This window comes from Streptococcus phocae, assembly GCF_001302265.1.
Taxonomy (GTDB): domain Bacteria; phylum Bacillota; class Bacilli; order Lactobacillales; family Streptococcaceae; genus Streptococcus; species Streptococcus phocae.
The window spans coordinates 43066-61261 of record NZ_LHQM01000013.1 but is presented as its reverse complement, the minus strand read 5'-3'; the positions used below and the strand labels follow the sequence as shown (position 1 = coordinate 61261).

Annotated in this window: 17 protein-coding genes; 3 read left to right on the top strand and 14 right to left on the bottom strand. The window is 40.6% G+C overall.

Going from position 1 to position 18196, the window contains the following annotated elements; genetic code table 11:
- Positions 1-131: 131 nt before the first annotated feature.
- From AKK44_RS04415 to AKK44_RS04405, 3 genes are all read right to left on the bottom strand, one after another.
- A complete protein-coding gene (locus AKK44_RS04415) occupies positions 132-866 on the bottom strand; it encodes an amino acid ABC transporter ATP-binding protein (RefSeq protein ID WP_054278687.1) in 735 nt (244 codons plus the stop codon).
- Complete coding sequence (locus tag AKK44_RS04410) at positions 863-1549, bottom strand: amino acid ABC transporter permease (protein WP_037596027.1); 687 nt, start codon at positions 1547-1549, stop codon at positions 863-865. Before AKK44_RS04410 ends, AKK44_RS04415 begins: the two co-directional genes overlap by 4 nt.
- 122 nt (positions 1550-1671) lie before the next feature.
- The gene (locus tag AKK44_RS04405) at positions 1672-1902 is read right to left on the bottom strand and encodes a YkuJ family protein (protein ID WP_037596029.1); all 231 of its coding nucleotides are present in this window, start codon (positions 1900-1902) and stop codon (positions 1672-1674) included.
- Positions 1903-2193: 291 nt separating this feature from the next.
- Here AKK44_RS04405 and AKK44_RS04400 point away from each other — a divergent pair, with 291 nt between their 5' ends.
- From AKK44_RS04400 to AKK44_RS04390, 3 genes are all read left to right on the top strand, one after another.
- The gene (locus tag AKK44_RS04400) at positions 2194-4464 is read left to right on the top strand and encodes an ATP-dependent Clp protease ATP-binding subunit (protein WP_054278686.1); all 2271 of its coding nucleotides are present in this window, start codon (positions 2194-2196) and stop codon (positions 4462-4464) included.
- Positions 4465-4583: 119 nt separating this feature from the next.
- On the top strand, positions 4584-5030 hold the full coding sequence (locus tag AKK44_RS04395; RefSeq protein ID WP_037596032.1) for an NUDIX hydrolase: 447 nt from the start codon (positions 4584-4586) through the stop codon (positions 5028-5030).
- A gap of 48 nt (positions 5031-5078) precedes the next feature.
- A complete protein-coding gene (locus tag AKK44_RS04390) occupies positions 5079-5381 on the top strand; it encodes a DUF1827 family protein (RefSeq protein ID WP_037596033.1) in 303 nt (100 codons plus the stop codon).
- A gap of 82 nt (positions 5382-5463) precedes the next feature.
- Here the strand turns inward: AKK44_RS04390 and ileS are convergent, their stop codons facing one another.
- The 11 genes from ileS to murD form a co-directional block, all read right to left on the bottom strand.
- Complete coding sequence (gene ileS, locus AKK44_RS04385) at positions 5464-8262, bottom strand: isoleucine--tRNA ligase (protein ID WP_054278685.1); 2799 nt, start codon at positions 8260-8262, stop codon at positions 5464-5466.
- A 266-nt stretch (positions 8263-8528) separates the two neighbouring features.
- Positions 8529-9275, bottom strand: coding sequence for a DivIVA domain-containing protein (locus tag AKK44_RS04380; RefSeq protein WP_054278684.1), 747 nt, complete (start codon positions 9273-9275; stop codon positions 8529-8531).
- Between the two features lie 9 nt (positions 9276-9284).
- On the bottom strand, positions 9285-10076 hold the full coding sequence (locus AKK44_RS04375; RefSeq protein ID WP_054278683.1) for a YlmH family RNA-binding protein: 792 nt from the start codon (positions 10074-10076) through the stop codon (positions 9285-9287).
- Positions 10076-10330: a YggT family protein gene (locus AKK44_RS04370; protein ID WP_037596375.1), complete on the bottom strand. Its 255-nt coding sequence runs from the start codon at positions 10328-10330 to the stop codon at positions 10076-10078. The genes AKK44_RS04375 and AKK44_RS04370 overlap by 1 nt, the downstream gene beginning before the upstream one ends.
- Positions 10331-10334: 4 nt before the next feature.
- Positions 10335-10928: a cell division protein SepF gene (sepF, locus tag AKK44_RS04365; RefSeq protein ID WP_054278682.1), complete on the bottom strand. Its 594-nt coding sequence runs from the start codon at positions 10926-10928 to the stop codon at positions 10335-10337.
- 12 nt (positions 10929-10940) lie between these two features.
- Positions 10941-11612 (bottom strand): YggS family pyridoxal phosphate-dependent enzyme, encoded by a 672-nt coding sequence (locus AKK44_RS04360; protein ID WP_054278681.1) that lies wholly within the window; start codon positions 11610-11612, stop codon positions 10941-10943.
- A gap of 2 nt (positions 11613-11614) precedes the next feature.
- Positions 11615-12934 (bottom strand): cell division protein FtsZ, encoded by a 1320-nt coding sequence (gene ftsZ, locus AKK44_RS04355; protein WP_054278680.1) that lies wholly within the window; start codon positions 12932-12934, stop codon positions 11615-11617.
- 23 nt (positions 12935-12957) lie between these two features.
- Positions 12958-14322, bottom strand: a complete 1365-nt coding sequence (gene ftsA / locus AKK44_RS04350; RefSeq protein WP_054278679.1) for a cell division protein FtsA — start codon at positions 14320-14322, stop codon at positions 12958-12960.
- 205 nt (positions 14323-14527) lie between these two features.
- Positions 14528-15655, bottom strand: a complete 1128-nt coding sequence (locus AKK44_RS04345; RefSeq protein ID WP_054278678.1) for a cell division protein FtsQ/DivIB — start codon at positions 15653-15655, stop codon at positions 14528-14530.
- Positions 15656-16735, bottom strand: a complete 1080-nt coding sequence (locus AKK44_RS04340) for a UDP-N-acetylglucosamine--N-acetylmuramyl-(pentapeptide) pyrophosphoryl-undecaprenol N-acetylglucosamine transferase (protein ID WP_054278677.1) — start codon at positions 16733-16735, stop codon at positions 15656-15658.
- Positions 16735-18093: a UDP-N-acetylmuramoyl-L-alanine--D-glutamate ligase gene (murD, locus tag AKK44_RS04335; protein WP_054278676.1), complete on the bottom strand. Its 1359-nt coding sequence runs from the start codon at positions 18091-18093 to the stop codon at positions 16735-16737. Before murD ends, AKK44_RS04340 begins: the two co-directional genes overlap by 1 nt.
- Positions 18094-18196 lie beyond the last annotated feature (103 nt).

Below are 18196 nucleotides of genomic sequence, written 5' to 3'. Positions count from 1 at the left end.
AAACTTTTTATCCATTATAACGGAAAAAAAAAGTCCTGTCACTTTCTTTATTCGTTTTTTCGAAAATACAGAAATTTTACTGAAAAACAATTTGAAATTCAAAAAAAGGTTGGTTCCCACCAACACTTTTTTTATAATATTTTGCTTAAGAAATCCTTGGTTCTCACTTCTTTTGTGTCTTCAAAAAGTTGAGTAGGACTGCCTTGCTCGACGATAAAGCCACCGTCCATAAAAATCACCCGGTCTGCCACTTCTTTGGCAAATCCCATTTCATGAGTAACAATGACCATCGTCATACCAGATTTGGCTAAATCTTGCATGACTCCTAAAACCTCACCAACCATTTCAGGATCTAATGCTGAGGTAGGTTCATCAAAGAGCAACACATCTGGATCCATAGCTAAGCCCCGTGCAATCGCAATACGCTGCTGTTGCCCACCAGACAAACTAGACGGATAGGCCTTGGCTTTTTCTCTGAGTCCTACTTTGTCCAGTAGGGCATAAGCTTTTTGTTCAGCCTCTTTTTTAGACACTCCTCTTGTTTTAACTGGTGACAAGGTGATGTTGTCTAAAACATTCATATTTGGAAAGAGATTAAATTGCTGGAAAACCATTCCCATTTTTTCACGCATTTTAAAGATGTCGTTGGTTTTGTCTGTGATGTCAACGCCTTCAAATGTAATCTGACCCTTGGTCGGCTCTTCTAATAGATTCATCGTTCTTAGCAAGGTTGATTTTCCTGAACCAGATGGTCCAATAATGACCACAACCTCGCCTTTTTGGATATCTAAATCAATGCCTTTTAGCACCTCATTTTCTCCAAAATATTTGTGTAATCCTTTAATTGAAATAATTGTTTCCGTCATTTGTTATCCCCTTGTCCCAATTTCCGTTCTAACACACCTAGAAGCTGTGATAGTACAGTAGTCACCATCAAATAATAAAATGCTGCAAAAAGTAATGGCGTGATTGGTGAATAAGTAGCCGTTACAACAGACTGGGCACCATTCCACAATTCCATGACACCGATGGTTTGTAAAAGGGCACTGTCTTTGATAATTGTAATAAATTCATTCCCCAGAGCTGGCAAAATGTTTTTAAAAGCTTGAGGTAAAATGACATAACGCATAGCATTTGTCGGACGAATTCCTAATGAGTAAGCAGCCTCGAGTTGCCCTTTGGGCACTGCTTCAATACCTGCTCTGACAATTTCTGAGATGTAAGCACCACTATTTAAAGAAATAATAATGACACCAGGCAAGAGTCTTGAGAAATCCAAGTCCAAAACACCAAAACCGATGGTTGGCATGTGGTTAAAATGAATCCATGCAAAGGCAATCATGATTTGCACAACCATAGGCGTCCCACGGAAAACCCAAACATAGAGGTTGACCAACCAGTTTAGCGGTTTGATGGAACTGCGTTTTGCAAAAGTCACCAAAACACCAATAATCGTGCCAAAAAACACGACACTAGCTGAAATCATAATGGTTACAATCACACCATAATTAAAGTAGGCCCAATAAGTGGGCAAAAAAGAAAAATCCATGTCAATCTCCTAACAACGCATCATTAATTTTAATAAAGATAATTATACCATCCAGTGAATATTAATACAAGTTTTTTTGCCCAATAAAAAAACTTGCCCTAAGCAAGCCTCTTTAGCAATTACTAATATAATAAATCGTAGATTTCCATTGCAATCAAATCAATGCTGTCAAATGAGTATGACTCACGTGCTTCAACATCACGCAATGTAAAAACTGGACCATTATCTGGATCGTTTGAAAATGCTACCTCGGCAACAACAACGCCATCACGTTCAAAGTTTCTTTTAAGATTGCCACCGTCTGTTACCATTAGTTCTAAACGGTTGATAATTCTCACCAAATGTGATTCCATTTCGTTTCTCCTATTCGTTTGTTATCCCTATTATTTTAACACAAATTTCAGCAAACAAACAAGAAAAGTCATATTTTTCTCTATATTTTAGGCTTTTTGGAAAATCATGACCTGCTGATTAAGCCTTTTGAAAAGCGGAGCTAGCATCTTGTTATCACTCTATCAATGACAGTGCTAATTTTTAAACTTTTTGCTTGATTTCCAAAATGATGGTGCTATAATATGAGTATAAAGTTTGACCATTTTTGACTAAATGATTATGGCTTTTATAGAAACCCTTGGAGGTATATTATGCTCTGTCAAAATTGTAATTTAAACGAATCAACCATCCACCTTTACACGAATGTGAATGGAAAACAAAGGCAAGTAGACCTTTGTCAAAACTGTTACCAAATCATGAAAACCGACCCTTCAAATCCTATTTTAGGAGGTTTTGGGGGGCATCACAAGGCGCAATCGGCTTCAAACCCATTCTTTGATGATTTCTTTGGAGACATGAATAACTTCAAAGCTTTTGGCAATCTACCAAACACACCACCGATCCAATCAGGTCGTCATGGTGGTGGTCATAATGGCGGTGGCTTTAACGGGCGACGCCCTGGGCAACCACAACCAGCCAGCGATAAGCCAAAAGGTCTCTTAGAAGAATTTGGTATTAATGTCACTGAAATTGCCAAACGAGGAGACATTGATCCTGTTGTTGGCCGTGATGAAGAAATCATCCGTGTTATCGAAATCCTTAACCGCCGCACCAAAAACAATCCAGTCCTCATCGGCGAACCAGGAGTTGGTAAAACCGCTGTGGTCGAAGGACTCGCTCAGAAAATTGTTGATGGCGATGTGCCTCACAAACTACAAGGCAAACAAGTCATTCGTTTGGATGTGGTAAGCCTAGTACAAGGAACTGGTATCCGTGGTCAGTTTGAAGAGCGCATGCAAAAACTGATGGAAGATATCCGCAATCGTAACGACGTCATCTTGTTTATCGATGAAATCCATGAAATTGTTGGTGCAGGCTCTGCAGGCGAGGGCAATATGGATGCTGGAAATATTTTAAAACCAGCTCTAGCACGTGGCGAATTGCAACTAGTTGGTGCCACAACGCTCAACGAATACCGAATCATCGAAAAAGATGCCGCCTTGGAACGTCGGATGCAGCCTGTCAAGGTCGAAGAACCATCTGTTGAAGAAACCATTGCAATCTTAAAAGGTATCCAACCCAAATACGAAGATTATCACCATGTCAAATATAGCCCAGAAGCAATTGAAGCAGCTGCCAACTTATCTAATCGCTATATCCAAGACCGCTTCTTGCCTGATAAGGCCATTGACCTCTTAGACGAAGCCGGTTCTAAGATGAATTTGACCTTAAACTTTGTTGATCCTAAAGACATCGATAAAAAATTAGTTGAAGCTGAAAACCTCAAAGCCCAAGCGACACGAGATGAAGACTATGAGCGTGCTGCTTACTTCCGCGACCAAATTGCAAAATACAAAGAAATGCAAGCGCAAAAAGTCGACGAACAAGACACCCCAATCATCACTGAAAAGACTATTGAAGCTATTGTTGAGCAAAAAACCAATATTCCTGTTGGAGACCTGAAAGAAAAAGAGCAATCGCAGTTAGTTCACTTAGCTGATGACCTCAAATCTCATGTTATTGGACAAGATGACGCTGTGAATAAAATCGCCAAAGCCATCCGTCGAAATCGTGTTGGTCTTGGCACACCAAATCGTCCTATCGGTTCCTTCCTCTTTGTTGGTCCGACAGGTGTCGGAAAAACAGAGCTGTCTAAACAGTTAGCAATTGAGCTCTTTGGCTCGTCTGATAATATGATCCGTTTTGACATGTCAGAATACATGGAAAAACACGCTGTGGCTAAATTGGTCGGTGCCCCTCCAGGCTATGTTGGCTACGAAGAGGCTGGACAATTAACTGAGAAAGTCCGTCGCAATCCTTACTCACTCATTCTTTTAGATGAGGTTGAAAAAGCTCACCCTGATGTCCTACACATGTTCTTGCAAGTTTTGGATGATGGCCGTTTGACTGATGGTCAAGGACGAACTGTCAGCTTTAAAGATACCATTATTATCATGACCTCAAACGCTGGTTCTGGTAAAACCGAAGCCTCTGTTGGTTTTGGCGCTGCTAGAGAAGGGCGTACAAACTCTGTTTTAGGAGAGCTAGGCAACTTCTTTAGCCCAGAATTCATGAACCGTTTTGATGGTATCATTGAATTCAAGGCCTTGAGTAAGGAAAATCTCTTACGTATTGTTGACCTCATGTTAAACGATGTCAATAACCGCTTGGCCTACAATAATATTCACCTTGATATTACGGCAAAAGTTAAGGAAAAATTAGTAGATCTAGGCTACGATCCTAAAATGGGGGCAAGACCTTTACGCCGTACCATCCAAGATCACATCGAAGACGCCATCACTGATTATTACCTTGAGCACCCAACTGAAAAAGAATTGTGTGCCGTCATGTCAAGCAATGGCACAATCGTCATTAAAGCTGCTAAAAAAGCTGAGCCTGTACCTGAGGAGGCTAATGCCTAATCTTACTTTTGACGCATCTTCACTCAAAACACCGTCTTGTTAAAACAAGATGGTGTTTTTGTCTATTTTCATAAGAATAATCCTGCAAAATTTAGTATAATAGGAAAAAGGAGAACACTATGAACATACCAATATTTGGCCAAAAAGTCACGCAAGTTAACTATACCACGCGGCACGGCGTCTATGCTGTTATTCCTAATCTCGACAAAACTGAAATCATCCTTGTCCAAGCGCCTAACGGGTCTTGGTTTTTGCCTGGTGGTGAAATCGAACCTGGCGAAACACAGCGTGAAGCCTTAGACCGTGAATTGCTTGAAGAACTAGGCTTTGTTGCGGATGTGGGGTATTTTTATGGACAGGCAGATGAGTACTTTTACTCCCGCCATCGTGACACCCATTTTTACCACCCGGCTTACTTATACGAAGTCACCACTAGTCAAGCCATCTCAAAACCCTTAGAAGACTTTAACACCCTTGCTTGGTTCCCCATATCAGAAGCTATCGCAGTATTAAAACGGGATAGCCACCGTTGGGGCGTTAAAGAGTGGCAAAAAAAACACCACTAATCTGAAAAGACATGCTATCATATGAGCAAACTATCCAGGAGGATCGCCATGAGACTTATCAATACAACCAACAGCAACCCTGAACTTGTCCGAAATCAACTCCAAAACACCGACGCCCAATTGGTTGAAATCTATTCCGCCGGAAATACCGATGTGATTTTTACTAAAGCCCCTAACCATTATGAATTACTCATCTCCAATAAATACCGTGCTATCCAAGATGACGAATTAAATGCTATTCGCGAATTTTTCTTTAGACGTAAAATTGACCAATCGATTGTTATCCCAGGAGAAACCAAAACCCTTTATACTGATCACCTTATTGAAATTTCTCTTCCCACAACAATCTAATTACAAAAAAGAGAGCGAACTAACTGTTCGTTCTCTTTTTTTAGTGATATGAAATTAGCAGTGCTAGCATACTAATTTCTGTTTATTTTTGTGAAGATTCAAATCCTTCAGCAACAGCTTCTGGGAAGTTTTCTTCGATGATTTTAGCGCTGTGGTCACAGACAAAAGCATTGTAAGAACGCATACGAGTTGTTGGATCAATGCGTCGTGAACGTTCACATACTTCTCCTTCTGCGCGGCGAACAGTAAAGGCAACACCATCAAAACTTACCGCATCTGCAGGGGCAGGTTCTTCACTGATTGTCAGTTGAGAAACAATCAACAACAAGGCGATGTCACTGTTTAGCGAGGTTAATAGCGTTTTGATAGCTGGGCTCGCATAAATCGTTAAATGAGCCTCTAGTGATTTACCGATAATTTTTTGGTTACGAGCTTCTTCTAGAGCTTTCTGCGCTTGGGCACGAAGGGTCATAAAGGCTTGCCACTCTTCTAAAATAGCTTCTTCACCTTCAAAATGTTTTGCTTTTGGCATTTCTGCTAGTTGAACAAATTCTTCAGTTTCATGCTCAAGGTAAGACCAGATTTCCTCTGTTGTGTGTGGCAAGATTGGTGTCAATAGTTTTGTAATCTTAACCAAAATGTCATAAAACACAGTTTGCATGCGACGACGTTCAAGGCTATTAGCTGCCTCAATGTAAACCACGTCTTTAGCAAAATCAAGATAGAAAGCTGATAAATCAACGATAATAAAGTTAACAACAGCCTTATAAATCGTCATGAAGTCGTAGCGCTCATAAGCATCATTAATGGTAGCAATCAATTTATTAAAGGTGATGGTCATGTACTGATCCACTGGAGCTAGATTAGCATAATCAACTGTATCCGTCGCTGGATTGAAATCTGATGTGTTAGCAATCAAGAAACGTAGCGTATTTCTGATTTTACGATAAGTTTCAGATACCTGACCTAGGATGTCCATTGAAACGCGAACATCATTATCGGTATCCACTGATGCTACCCAAAGTCTGAGGATATCTGCTCCGTACTGTTTTGCCACATCATTAGGCGAGATAATGTTCCCTTTTGATTTTGACATTTTCTCACCCTTGCCATCAAGGACAAATCCTTGTGACAAGATAGCCTTATAAGGTGCATGTCCATTAACTGCAACAGACGTGATTAAGGACGAGTTGAACCATCCACGATATTGGTCAGATCCTTCAAGGTAAAGGTCTGCAGGATAATCAAGTTGATCACGACTCTCCATGACACCTTTCCAAGAAGAGCCTGAATCAAACCAAACATCCATAATATCGGTTTCTTTTGTAAACTCACCATTTGGTGAACCTGGATGTGTAAATCCTTCAGGCAAGAGTTCTTTAGCCTCTTTTTGCCACCAAATAATTGACCCATGCTCTTGGAAAAGACTAGCAATGTGATCTGTCACTTCTTTGGTCATGATTGGAGTGCCATCTTCGGCGTAAAAAATTGGTAGTGGTACTCCCCATGAACGTTGACGTGAAATAACCCAATCCCCACGATCACGAATCATATTGTAAAGACGAGTCTTGCCCCATGCTGGGTGGAAAGTCGTTTGCTCAATTTCATCTAAAATATCTTGTCGGAAATCAGAAACCGATGCAAACCATTGTGGAACCGCACGCCAAATAATTGGTTTTTTCGTCCGCCAATCAAACGGGTAAGAGTGATTGATGACTTCTTGAGCTAATAGGAGCTGACCAAGTTTTTCAATGACGATAGGGGTTACTTTGTCATAGAATTTACCATGGAAATCTGGACCGGCATTTTCCATCATCAACCCGCGTTCGTCAACGGTAACAGCAACTTCTAGGTTATATGCCATACCAACGTTATAGTCATCCTCACCAAAACCAGGAGCCGTATGGACAATACCTGTCCCTGATTCAAGTGTGACATGGTCTCCTAAAATCACTAGTTCATCAACGTCTGCGTCCCAAGGGTGTTCTGTGACAATCATTTCTAACTCAGAACCTTTGTAGGTTGCTAAAATCTCAAAAGCATCCCAGTTAAAGGTTACTGCCAATTTATCTAAAAGGCCTTCTGCCACAACATATTTGCGATCAGTAGCTGCTGGCTTAACCAAAACATAGTCAATGTCTGAGCCAACTGTCAACCCTCTCGAAGCCGTTACGGTAAATGGAGTTGTTGTCCAAACAACAAGATAAGTATCGGTATCAAGGACACCTTTGCCATCTTTAACCTTATTTGCATAGTAAAGCGACGTTGAATCAATGTCATGATATTCGATTTCTGCTTCGGCTAGTGCGGACTCTGATGACCAAGACCAATAAACAGGCTTAGCCCCACGATAAATATAGCCTTTATCAGCCATCGCTCCAAAGACACGGATTTGATTTGCTTCAAACTCAGGGTCCAAGGTGATGTATGGATTTTCCCAGTCTGCTGAAACACCTAGACGCTTAAAGTCATCTCGCTGTTTATCAACTTGGCTCAGCGCATATTCACGACACATGTCCAAATAATCTGCCAAGTCTAGCTCTTTTCTCTTGATTCCTTTTTTAGCCAAAACTTGTTCAATTGGAAGACCGTGTGTATCCCAACCTGGCACGTAAGGAGCTTGGTAGCCTGACATGGATTTTGAACGAACAATAATATCTTTTGAAATTTTGTTCAGTGCATGGCCAACGTGAATATTCCCATTTGCATAGGGAGGGCCATCATGCAAATGAAAGGCTGGTTTGCCTTCATTTAAGGCCTGACGTTTGTGATAAAGCTCTGCTTCTTCCCAAGTTTTTTGCCACTGTGGTTCCTTATTAGGAAGACCAGCTCGCATAGGAAATGCTGTTTTTCCTAGATTCAATGTTTCTTTTAATTTCATATGGTCAAACTCCTTTTGGTTCTATCTTGATGATCATGTAACTAAAAAAGCCCCCGTCACAGAAAGGACGAAAGCTCGTGGTACCACCTTAATTTAGAATGGTTACATAACCATTCCCTCTTGACTCGTAAGGTGAGCACCCCTTCTAACTTACTCGTTTCAGTTAGAATCAAAGAAAATGATAATTGCCATGCTCAGGGAATATAGGACTCTCATCATCTCCTACTTGCTGTAAATGTGAACAATAAATTGTGTTTTTCTTGTGATTAAATATTTAATTTAAAGGTTTGTGTTTCATTTAAGTTGACTTCAGGCTCATCAGCTTGCTCTGTTTGGTAAGCTTCTAATTCTTTATTGCTTTCATCAACACGACGTTGTAACTCTGCTAACTCATCAGGGCTAAACTGGCGCGTCGCATCAAAGGACTCGCTATCATTTGACTCAGGAATATCCTCGTCAAGTACTGTCTTAACCACTTCTTTAAAAGCAGCATCTGAATTTTGTAAGTAAACAGCTGTTGGTTGCAACAACTCATCCCACTCAGGAGAGTTAGATAAGCTGAGTTGTGATTCAATTGATGAAATCAAGCGTTGGTGGAAAACACGTGTATGACGTTTCAATTCTTCTGTCTCAATAGCCACGCGTTTTGCTTCATCAGTTGCGTCTCTTAACATTTGATTTGCTTTTGCTTTTGATTCTTCAATCAAATGTTGCGCATCGTAGCTAGCCTTGCTTACCAGATTGGTTGCTTCAGCGTTAGCTGATGCTTTTACCTTTTCTGCTGTTTCTTGTGCTAAGATAACTGATTGGCTAAGAGATTCTTTCATCTCATCAAAATACGATAGCTTTTCTTCAAGTGCCTTGATTGTTGCTTCATAGTCTTTATTTTGACGAACCAAAGCCTCATAATCGTTCACAACGATATCAAGAAATTCATTAACTTCTTCTTCGCAATATCCGCGGAATTTTGTTTTAAAGGTTTTATCCTTAATGTCTAATGCTGTAAGTGCCATTGTTTCTCCTTATTTATGCATCATTTTGCCAAGTGTCACCTTATACTTGCCATTTTTAGTTATCCCATTTTGCTCTAAAATCCTAAAGCGACCATATCCTCGAATGCTAATCATATCGCCAAGTTCTAAAACATAGGAAATTTTATTAACCACCCTATAGTTCACCTTAACATTATCTGATTCAATCAACTTAATGGCTTGATTCCTAGATAATGACAAAGCGGTCGCAATTAAGCGATCAATCCTTAAACTAGAAGCAAGAATGTCAACTGTTGTTTCGTGATGGGATGGTCCAATCAACTGATCAAAATCGACTTCTTTTAGCTTTACACTGGCTCTTGCAATTTTTGAGATGTTCCCTAAAAAATACCCTAATAGTGCCTTGCTAATCATGATTTGGGCATAGCCTTCTTGTGTGAAAATATCACCAAGCAATGACCTTTTTATGCCTAATTCGTTTAGCAATGTCCCTAAAATCTGGGCGTGAGTCAGCCGATTGAATTTGGGGTTATAACTGATTTCAATCAGTGACATGTCAAAATCTACCACATCCAACTCATAATATTCAGGTGCAATGATAACACGCCCATATTCACTAGGATACAAATCTGTAGACACGTGACACTGCAAAGGCGTCTTAGCGACAAGATTTTTCAAAATGTCAACTTCACGTGGGTTCAAAAAATCAGTTCGTTCTAAAACATAATTGTTGTCGACGCGTCTGATAAGATCTGTCATTTTTTCAATAAAGGGGTGTTCATCTGGCTGAAAATGTTGGTACATTGTTTTTGAATCAACCATTAACTGAATACGCTAATCAGAATATTGCTAAGAACATTCAGAGCAATCATCACGACAAAAACTGTAAAATCTATTCCAGCAAATTGGAGCGGTAATGATTGAAATGGTTTTAAAATGGGCTCTACAAAGTCGCTGATTAATCTGCCTATCCTTGATTGATAAGCTCCTGGAAACCAAGACAACAAGGCATAGGCTAATAACAAATAGGAATAAACTTTAATCAATTTGAGAAGGACTAGTAATATAAAAATCATACTGTTACCGTCTCTTCATGTCAAAATCAAAACTAATGTCTTGTCCATTGTTTGGTATGTTCATGTCCTCAATGCTAACAGAAACATTCGATGGCGTCAGTAGGTACATCGAAGCACCTACCTTTTGCAAGGTACCATACAATACTCTGCTTGCACCATCGATAAAGTCCAAACAGCGTCTTGCTTGTGCATCTAGCATGTATTGAAAATCAATCAAAACACATTCGTTACCAATGAATAAATCAACAATTTCTTGAGCATCTTCATATTTTTTAGGATACTTCAAAGCAATTGTTATTTTTTCTTGTTGGGGCGTTTGCTGATATTGCTCACGGTGACTAGTAGCGGCTGATGTTGCTGCCTTTTGTTCTTGATATCCTGGTGTAGGGCTATAGTGCCTCTCGGGATTTACACGATGATTCGGTTGTTGAGGAGCGCTAGGCCTAGCCACTTGTTGTGGCTGGCGAGGTCTAGTCGGTTGTTGTGGTCTACTTGGTGCTTCATCAGCTGGTGAAGAGGTTAATTCCTCTTCAACTTCGCTGACACCATCAGTATCGAAATAAGAAATTATCTTATTAAAAGTGTCTTTAAATGCCATCTTGTTCTCCATTTAGTGAAAGAAAGAGCGACCGATACGAACAAAAGTGGAACCTTCTTGAATGGCTAATTGATAATCACCACTCATTCCCATGCTTAGTTCTGTAAAGGGCATATTCTTTCTCTGTTTTGATTGCAGGCTTTTTCTCAATTGATTTGCTTGATGAAAAATAGTTGCAAGTTGGTCTGGACTGGCATCTGCCGGTGCCATTGTCATAATACCGACAAGATGCACATGTGACATCTTGCTAATCTCATCAACAGCTTGATTAACCTCGTCCAGTTTGAAGCCGTGCTTGCTTTCTTCGTTTGAAATATTGACTTGTAGAAAACAGTTGATAGGATGATTTGCTCTTTTTTCAATTTCCGAGGCTAATTTTACGGAATCCAACGCATGAAAATAATCAACTACATTAATCACGTCCTTGACTTTTCGACGCTGTAAGGTTCCAATTAAGTGCCATTTTACGGGCTTATCTTTTAATGCCTCATATTTATCAAGAAACTTATCAACACGATTTTCAGCAATGTGCTCAATTCCAGTGTCAATAAGCCGACCTGCAACGGTACTATCCACATATTTGGTAACAGCAATGACAGCTACACTATCTTTGGGTCTCTGCGCTGCTTCTGTGGCTAAACGGATATTTTCAAAAACAATATCTTTATTTTTTTGCAAATCCATTGTTATCTGTTTTTAAAGAATGGTGGTGTTTCTAGCTCATCATCTAAATCATCATTAGGTGAGAAAGTTGACATATTTAGCTTGCTATCAATTTCACCTTCTGTAGGACGTGCAATGTTATCACGACGCAAATCCCAGTTGCCAAATGCTGAACCTTGGTTTGAATGGTGTCCTGACGGTGGCGTTTGTGGTTTTGGCACTTCACCCACGTCTCCCATATCAAAATCAAAGCTTGTTCTGCGATCAAAACTTGGTTGTGTTGGTTGCTTTACTTGCTCAGCAGCATATTTAGCTCCTGCACTTTGCTGTGCATTTGCTTGGGTAAAAGTACGTTGTTGACGGAACCCTGACACTTGCTCAGCCTTGTCTTGGCGAACGCCTGTTGCCACAACTGTGACACGAATTTCGTCTTTCATTGACTCATCGATTGAAGTTCCTAACCAGATGTTAACGCCATTACCTGCTGCTTGTCCAACAATCTCAGATGCTTCTTCAGCTTCTGTCAAGGTCATGTCGATGCCACCTGTAACGTTTACGATAACATCTTCTGCACCATCGATAGTTGTTTCTAATAATGGTGAGTAGATTGCCTTACGTGCTGCTTCAACGATACGCTCTTCGCCAGAACCAATTCCTATTCCCATAAGAGCGTTCCCTTTGTTTGCCATAACTGTTTTAACATCGGCAAAGTCAAGGTTAATAAGCCCTGGACTAGTAATCAAATCAGTAATCCCTTGAACACCTTGACGCAAGACATTGTCTGCTTCGCTCAAAGCTTCAAGTAATGGGGTTTTTTTGTCAACAATTTCAAGCAAATTATTGTTTGAAATAATCAACAAGGTATCAACTTGCTCGCGCAATTCTTGGATACCTTCAATGGCGAAATTGCCTCGTTTATTACCTTCAAATCCAAATGGACGCGTCACAACCGCAACCGTTAAAGCACCTAAGCTCTTAGCAATGCGTGCAATAACTGGGGCTGCTCCTGTTCCAGAACCACCTCCCATACCTGCGGTGATGAATACCATATCTGCACCATTAAGTGCCTCTGTCAAAACTTCTTCGCTTTCTTCAGCTGCTTTGCGACCAACCTCAGGTTGTCCTCCAGCACCTAGACCGCGAGTTAATTTAGGACCGATTTGAATAACGGTTTCTGCTTTTGATGAACTTAGTGCCTGAATGTCAGTATTTGCAGCGATAAATTCTACGCCTGCAACTCCTTCATCAATCATACGGTTGATAGCGTTTCCGCCACCACCTCCGACACCAATTACTTTAATAACTGCACCTTGAATTGATGCTGTATCGAATGAAAATGCCATTTTATTTCCTCACTTTATTGCTTTTAGTCGAACATGCTTCCAAAGACACCGCGAACGCGTTCTGCCAATTTTGGTTTTGGTTCACTTGGTTCTTGTGGTTCGTAATGCGTTTGTGGCTGCGCTTGCTCATAAGCCGTTGCTGGCTCTTGCCTTCTAGGAGCATTGTAATCTGGCAAATAGCTGTTTTGATTACTAAAATCAACTGGTTTGCGTCTTAGGAGCTCTTCTCCTGAGACAGCATTTTGTGCTAAAACATCCACCTCAGACATCATGCCGACATACTCAACTAAGCTAATCACATTAGCAAACATTGGGTTACGAATGCCAACTTGATTTGGAACATGAAGCTTAACGTTTGTGCCAAAAATTTCCTGAGCAGTCTCAACAACACCAGGCATGATGGCACCACCACCTATTAAAATGATTCCTCCTGGAAGGTCCAGTAAACGTCCACGTTCTAAATCTTGTTTGACGCGGTCTAAAATGTGACGAACACGCGCTGAAATAATTTCTGATAAATAACGCTCTGTCACTTCGACAGGCTCATCGCTACCAACGACATCAACTCTAACAGTCTCTGTCAAACTTGCCTCTGCGACATTAGCTTGCCCAAAATTATATTTCAAGGCCTCAGCAATCGACATGGACGTTTTAAGCACCTTAGAAATATCTTTTGTGATGTATTCTCCGCCTTCAGGATAAATGTTTGTATACTGAAGTTCTTGGGCTCTCATGGACGCTACTGTTGTTTGTCCACCTCCCATATCAATCACGGATGCACCAAATTCACGTTCCCCTTCGTTCAAGACAGCTTTAGTCATTGCCAATGGAGAAATGATAATGTTTTCAACACGAATCCCTGCCCGTTCAACGGTTTTGCGCAGGTTGTGCAAGATTGTGCTTGGTCCAGTGTAAATCAATCCACGCATCTCTAATCTAATACCCATCATACCACGTGGATCACGGATACCCTGAAAACCATCTACGATAAATTCTTCTGGAACTAGTGAGATCACTTCACGCTCTGGTGTAATGCTCTTAGTTAGTGCTGATTTAACAACACTGTCAACGTCTTCATCCTTAATTTCTTTTGACTCACTTGGAACAGGAATCATACCTTGTGTAGGTTCGATTTGAAGAAGGTTTGCTGGCAAGCCAACATTAACCTTTTCTATCGTCATTCCAGCTTTTTCTTCAGCTTGTTCTACTGCAGTTTTGATGGCAGCAGCTGCTGCCTCAATATCAATTATTATACCATCTTTTACGCCGGTACTAGGAACATTGCTCACTCCAATAACATTCATCTCGTTAGATATAAATTCTGCAACCAGAACTTTTATCGAGCTTGTTCCAATGTCCAAACCAGTAAAAAAGCCATTTCTAGCCATTCACTCGACCTCACTTACTTTCCAAACTTTTACTATTCTAAAAACTGCTAAAAAACAGAATTATTCAGAGAATATTATACCATAAAAAAACGTAAAATGTTATCATTTTACGCATTTTGTTATATAAACTTAATCTGGGATAGAAGCCTATCTGACCTTGTCTTTTGAGGGATAAGCTCTTGTTTTTTAGCATGTGTTACCTTATCTATTCAGCTGGAGTTTCACCAACTGGGGCTTGAGGAGACTGTGAAGGGGCTTCTTGAGGACCAGATTGAGGTTCTTGAGATTGCTCCTGTGGGTTAGCATCGCCTTCTGCTGGAGCACCTTCTTGAGGTTTTTGTTCATTCGCTTTGGGCTCTGGTGTTACGGGTTTCGCTGGACGGCTTTCAATTTCTTCAGTTGTCGTGTACAGTCCAACCTCCATATCAACAATGCTAGGTTCTGCTAGATGCATTTTTAATTTCTGATAATAAGGCAGTTTCTTCTCAATCTGCGATTGAGGTACCCTAATCAGATTGCCATCATGCAATTCAATAAGCAACAAGTCTTTTGTTGTTTTTGAATTGGCTAAAGATACCGACTTGATGTTTTTAATTAAGGATTTTGATAGCTTGGCCAAACTTTTTACTAAGTGTTGGACCGCACGTTCATCCTCAAGATTGACAATCAAAAAAGATTTCGGCAAGTCCGATTCACTCACAACTTCCACTCTTTTGCCATTTTCTAAAATCGGTTGAAACCCTTCTGCCGTCTGAGCATAGGCAATGATGCGATGTTCTGTGACGTCAAAAAGGAATTGATTAGGAAATTGGTAATGCAATTTTGCTTGTTTTACCCAAACGTTGGATTGAACAAGTGCTTCCTCGTAATGCCTAGGCATTGCCCAAAGGGTTAACCAGTAATCTGAAGCTTTCACCTTACTACTTTTCACCACCTCTTCAAGGCTGATGTGTTTATTACCTGTTACAGAAAACACTTTTAATTTACTATAGGGCGTAATCATGAAAATTGATGCCGCCATCACTAAAAGAGCGCCTAAAAGAACTGGAGCAGCTTTGCGAAAGGCTTTTTGCCGTGGTGTCTTTCCCTTTTTTTGCTTGGGTTTTTTGAGTGTTAATTTTTTATGAATAGGTGTCGGTTTAGATTCTGTTTTAGCAGTCAGCTCATCTGACTTAGCGTCTAATTGTAGCTGAGCTTTTTTTTGTTTCCTTAACGCTTCACTTCTCTTTTTTTCTTCTGCTAGTTCCTGTTGCTTTTTTTTCAAAAAGGCAATGTTTCGTTTTTGCCACTCCGTCAAAGTAGCAGTCGTTTCTGTCTTTTTCTTTTTGGTCATTTATCTCTCCTTCATCACGGAGTTGATATCACTAAGCAAAAGACGGTAAAACGTTTCTGGCGACTGAATATCTCGAGAGTGCTTCATGGCAGATACAAAATCTTCTTGGTGCGCAAACACGTGCGCTAGTTCTTGCTGAAAGCGTGCTATTGTCAAATCAGACTCCAGTATCTGTCTTGCGTAGCCTTTTTCTTGAAAATATGCCGCATTTTCAAGTTGGTCTCCTCGGCTAGCTTCCTTGCCCAAGGGAATAATGAGATGTGGCTTATGCATGGCTAATAGTTCAAAAAGCGTATTTGAACCACCTCTTGTCACCACCAAATCTGCCAATTGCATTAAGGGTTGATATAAATCCGTCACGTAATCAATACGGTAAAGATTGGGACCCAGGTCATTTAAATTGGCGTCTCCCGTGATATTAATCACATTGAAGTCTTTTCGCAATTCAGGGTGCTGGCTAACAAAATCATTTAACACTTTTGCTCCTGCAGAACCACCAATAAATAAAAGGGTCTTAAGTTCGGGATTGAATTGTGCTTTAATGGCCTGGATTTGCTGATTGTCAGTTTGGGACGCACCACCGTGAATTTTGGTCACTGCTCCTACATGCTCTGCCTTTGACAAAGCTGGATCTGGAGAGAATGTTGTATAGAGTTTTGTGACAAAGCGGTATGCGATTTTATTAGCTAACCCCATAGTCAAGTCAGACTCATGAACAAATACCGATATGCCCAATAGTTTTGCTGCAATAACCGGAGGCACTGCTACAAAACCACCTTTTGAAAATAAAGCTTGTGGTCTTAATTTAGCAATAATCACTAATGACTGCAACAAGCCATAGCCAACTTTAAAAACATCCCAGATATTTTGCCATGAAAAATAACGCCTTAGCTTGCCTGTTTCAATAGGATGAAAAGTAATTTCAAGCCCTGATTTATCAATTTCTTGGCGCTCAATACCATTTTTATCCCCGATATAGTGCACTTCCCATCCATCTTTGAGAAATTTGGGGATTATGATTAAATTCAAGGTGACATGACCAACCGTCCCGCCTCCAGTAAATACGATTTTTTTTGACATTACACTTCTCCTCTTAGCGATTCAAATGTGGCCAAAAACTCATCGCCACGCTCTTCAAAATTACGGTACCTGTCCCAACTGGCATTGGCTGGGCTAAGTAGAACAACATCTCCAGCGTCTGCTTGGTCAAAGGCCTTACGAGTGGCTTCTGCCACGTCTGTGGCTATCAGATAAGGCACACCTGCTTTATCAGCCGCTCGTTTGAGACGCTCTGCTGATTCTCCTAAAATCACCATTCGTTTAAGGCCAACAAGGTCTGGAACCAGGTCATCAAATTCATTGCCTCGGTCTAAGCCTCCCGCAATTAAAATCACTTTGTGATTGTCAAATCCAGACAGGGCTTTTTGAGTTGCTAGGATATTGGTGGATTTACTGTCATTATAAAAGGCCACCTGATTAAGACTTCCAACTAGCTGCAAGCGGTGTTTGACTCCTGAAAAACGAGACAAACTACTTGCAATACATTGGTTGGAAACGCCACTTAATTTTGCAACAACAATCGTTGCCAGCGCATTTTCAATATTGTGACTACCAGGTACGCCTAAGTCAGCAGCTTGCATGATAAACTGATCTTTAAAATAAAGATTGCCATTGTCCAAATAAGCCCCATCAACTTTTTCTTTGGTAGAGATATATAGCACAGTAGCATTTGTTCTGGCGGCAAGCTCTGCAGTTAATCCTTGATTTGCATTTAGCACCAGGTAGTCTGCTACAGTCATATGACGTTGAAGACTCCACTTAGCTGATACGTAATCCTCAAAACTGCCATGGTAGTCTAAATGGGTAGGCATTAAATTGGTAATCACAGCAATGCTAGGGTGAAATTGATCAACTCCCATTAACTGGAAGGATGATAGCTCCATGACCAAAAGGTCTTCTTCTGTGACTTCTTGCACCACATCAGAGGCTGGAAGTCCAATATTCCCAGCTAAAACAGCAGATAACCCTCCAGCATTAAGAACATTAGCAATCATACTAGTCGTGGTTGTTTTGCCGTTTGAACCTGTAATCCCTATAATGGGAGCTGGAGAAACCAAATAAGCGAGTTCGACCTCGGTCAAGACTGGAATATTTTTCGTGAGGGCCTTTTTGACCATCGGGTTATGATAAGGAATCCCCGGGTTTTTAATCACGTAATCAAAAGCTTCATCTAACAAGTCTATCGGATGGCTCCCACAGATGATCCTGATGCCTTCTTCAAGGAGGAGCTGGGCTGCTGGGTTTTCTTCAAAGGGTTTTGCATCGTTAATAGTAACAATAGCTCCCAGCTTAGCCAAGAGTTTCGCTGCTGCCTCTCCTGATTTTGCTAAGCCAAGAACCAAAACTTTCTTATGTTGAAACACTGTCGTTTTTTTCATTTTACTTACACTACCTATTCTATTTCTTTATATTTTACCTTTATTTTAATGCTTTTTCAAGATTTAAAACGGCTAGGATTCTGCCCATAGGAGGTTTAAACAG

Coding starts and splice junctions, on each gene's coding strand:
- AKK44_RS04415 (WP_054278687.1), bottom strand. CDS start 866: ATGACGGAAACAATTATTTCAATTAAAGGATTACACAAATATTTTGGA.
- AKK44_RS04410 (WP_037596027.1), bottom strand. CDS start 1,549: ATGGATTTTTCTTTTTTGCCCACTTATTGGGCCTACTTTAATTATGGT.
- AKK44_RS04405 (WP_037596029.1), bottom strand. CDS start 1,902: ATGGAATCACATTTGGTGAGAATTATCAACCGTTTAGAACTAATGGTA.
- AKK44_RS04400 (WP_054278686.1), top strand. CDS start 2,194: ATGCTCTGTCAAAATTGTAATTTAAACGAATCAACCATCCACCTTTAC.
- AKK44_RS04395 (WP_037596032.1), top strand. CDS start 4,584: ATGAACATACCAATATTTGGCCAAAAAGTCACGCAAGTTAACTATACC.
- AKK44_RS04390 (WP_037596033.1), top strand. CDS start 5,079: ATGAGACTTATCAATACAACCAACAGCAACCCTGAACTTGTCCGAAAT.
- ileS (WP_054278685.1), bottom strand. CDS start 8,262: ATGAAATTAAAAGAAACATTGAATCTAGGAAAAACAGCATTTCCTATG.
- AKK44_RS04380 (WP_054278684.1), bottom strand. CDS start 9,275: ATGGCACTTACAGCATTAGACATTAAGGATAAAACCTTTAAAACAAAA.
- AKK44_RS04375 (WP_054278683.1), bottom strand. CDS start 10,076: ATGGTTGATTCAAAAACAATGTACCAACATTTTCAGCCAGATGAACAC.
- AKK44_RS04370 (WP_037596375.1), bottom strand. CDS start 10,330: ATGATTTTTATATTACTAGTCCTTCTCAAATTGATTAAAGTTTATTCC.
- sepF (WP_054278682.1), bottom strand. CDS start 10,928: ATGGCATTTAAAGACACTTTTAATAAGATAATTTCTTATTTCGATACT.
- AKK44_RS04360 (WP_054278681.1), bottom strand. CDS start 11,612: ATGGATTTGCAAAAAAATAAAGATATTGTTTTTGAAAATATCCGTTTA.
- ftsZ (WP_054278680.1), bottom strand. CDS start 12,934: ATGGCATTTTCATTCGATACAGCATCAATTCAAGGTGCAGTTATTAAA.
- ftsA (WP_054278679.1), bottom strand. CDS start 14,322: ATGGCTAGAAATGGCTTTTTTACTGGTTTGGACATTGGAACAAGCTCG.
- AKK44_RS04345 (WP_054278678.1), bottom strand. CDS start 15,655: ATGACCAAAAAGAAAAAGACAGAAACGACTGCTACTTTGACGGAGTGG.
- AKK44_RS04340 (WP_054278677.1), bottom strand. CDS start 16,735: ATGTCAAAAAAAATCGTATTTACTGGAGGCGGGACGGTTGGTCATGTC.
- murD (WP_054278676.1), bottom strand. CDS start 18,093: ATGAAAAAAACGACAGTGTTTCAACATAAGAAAGTTTTGGTTCTTGGC.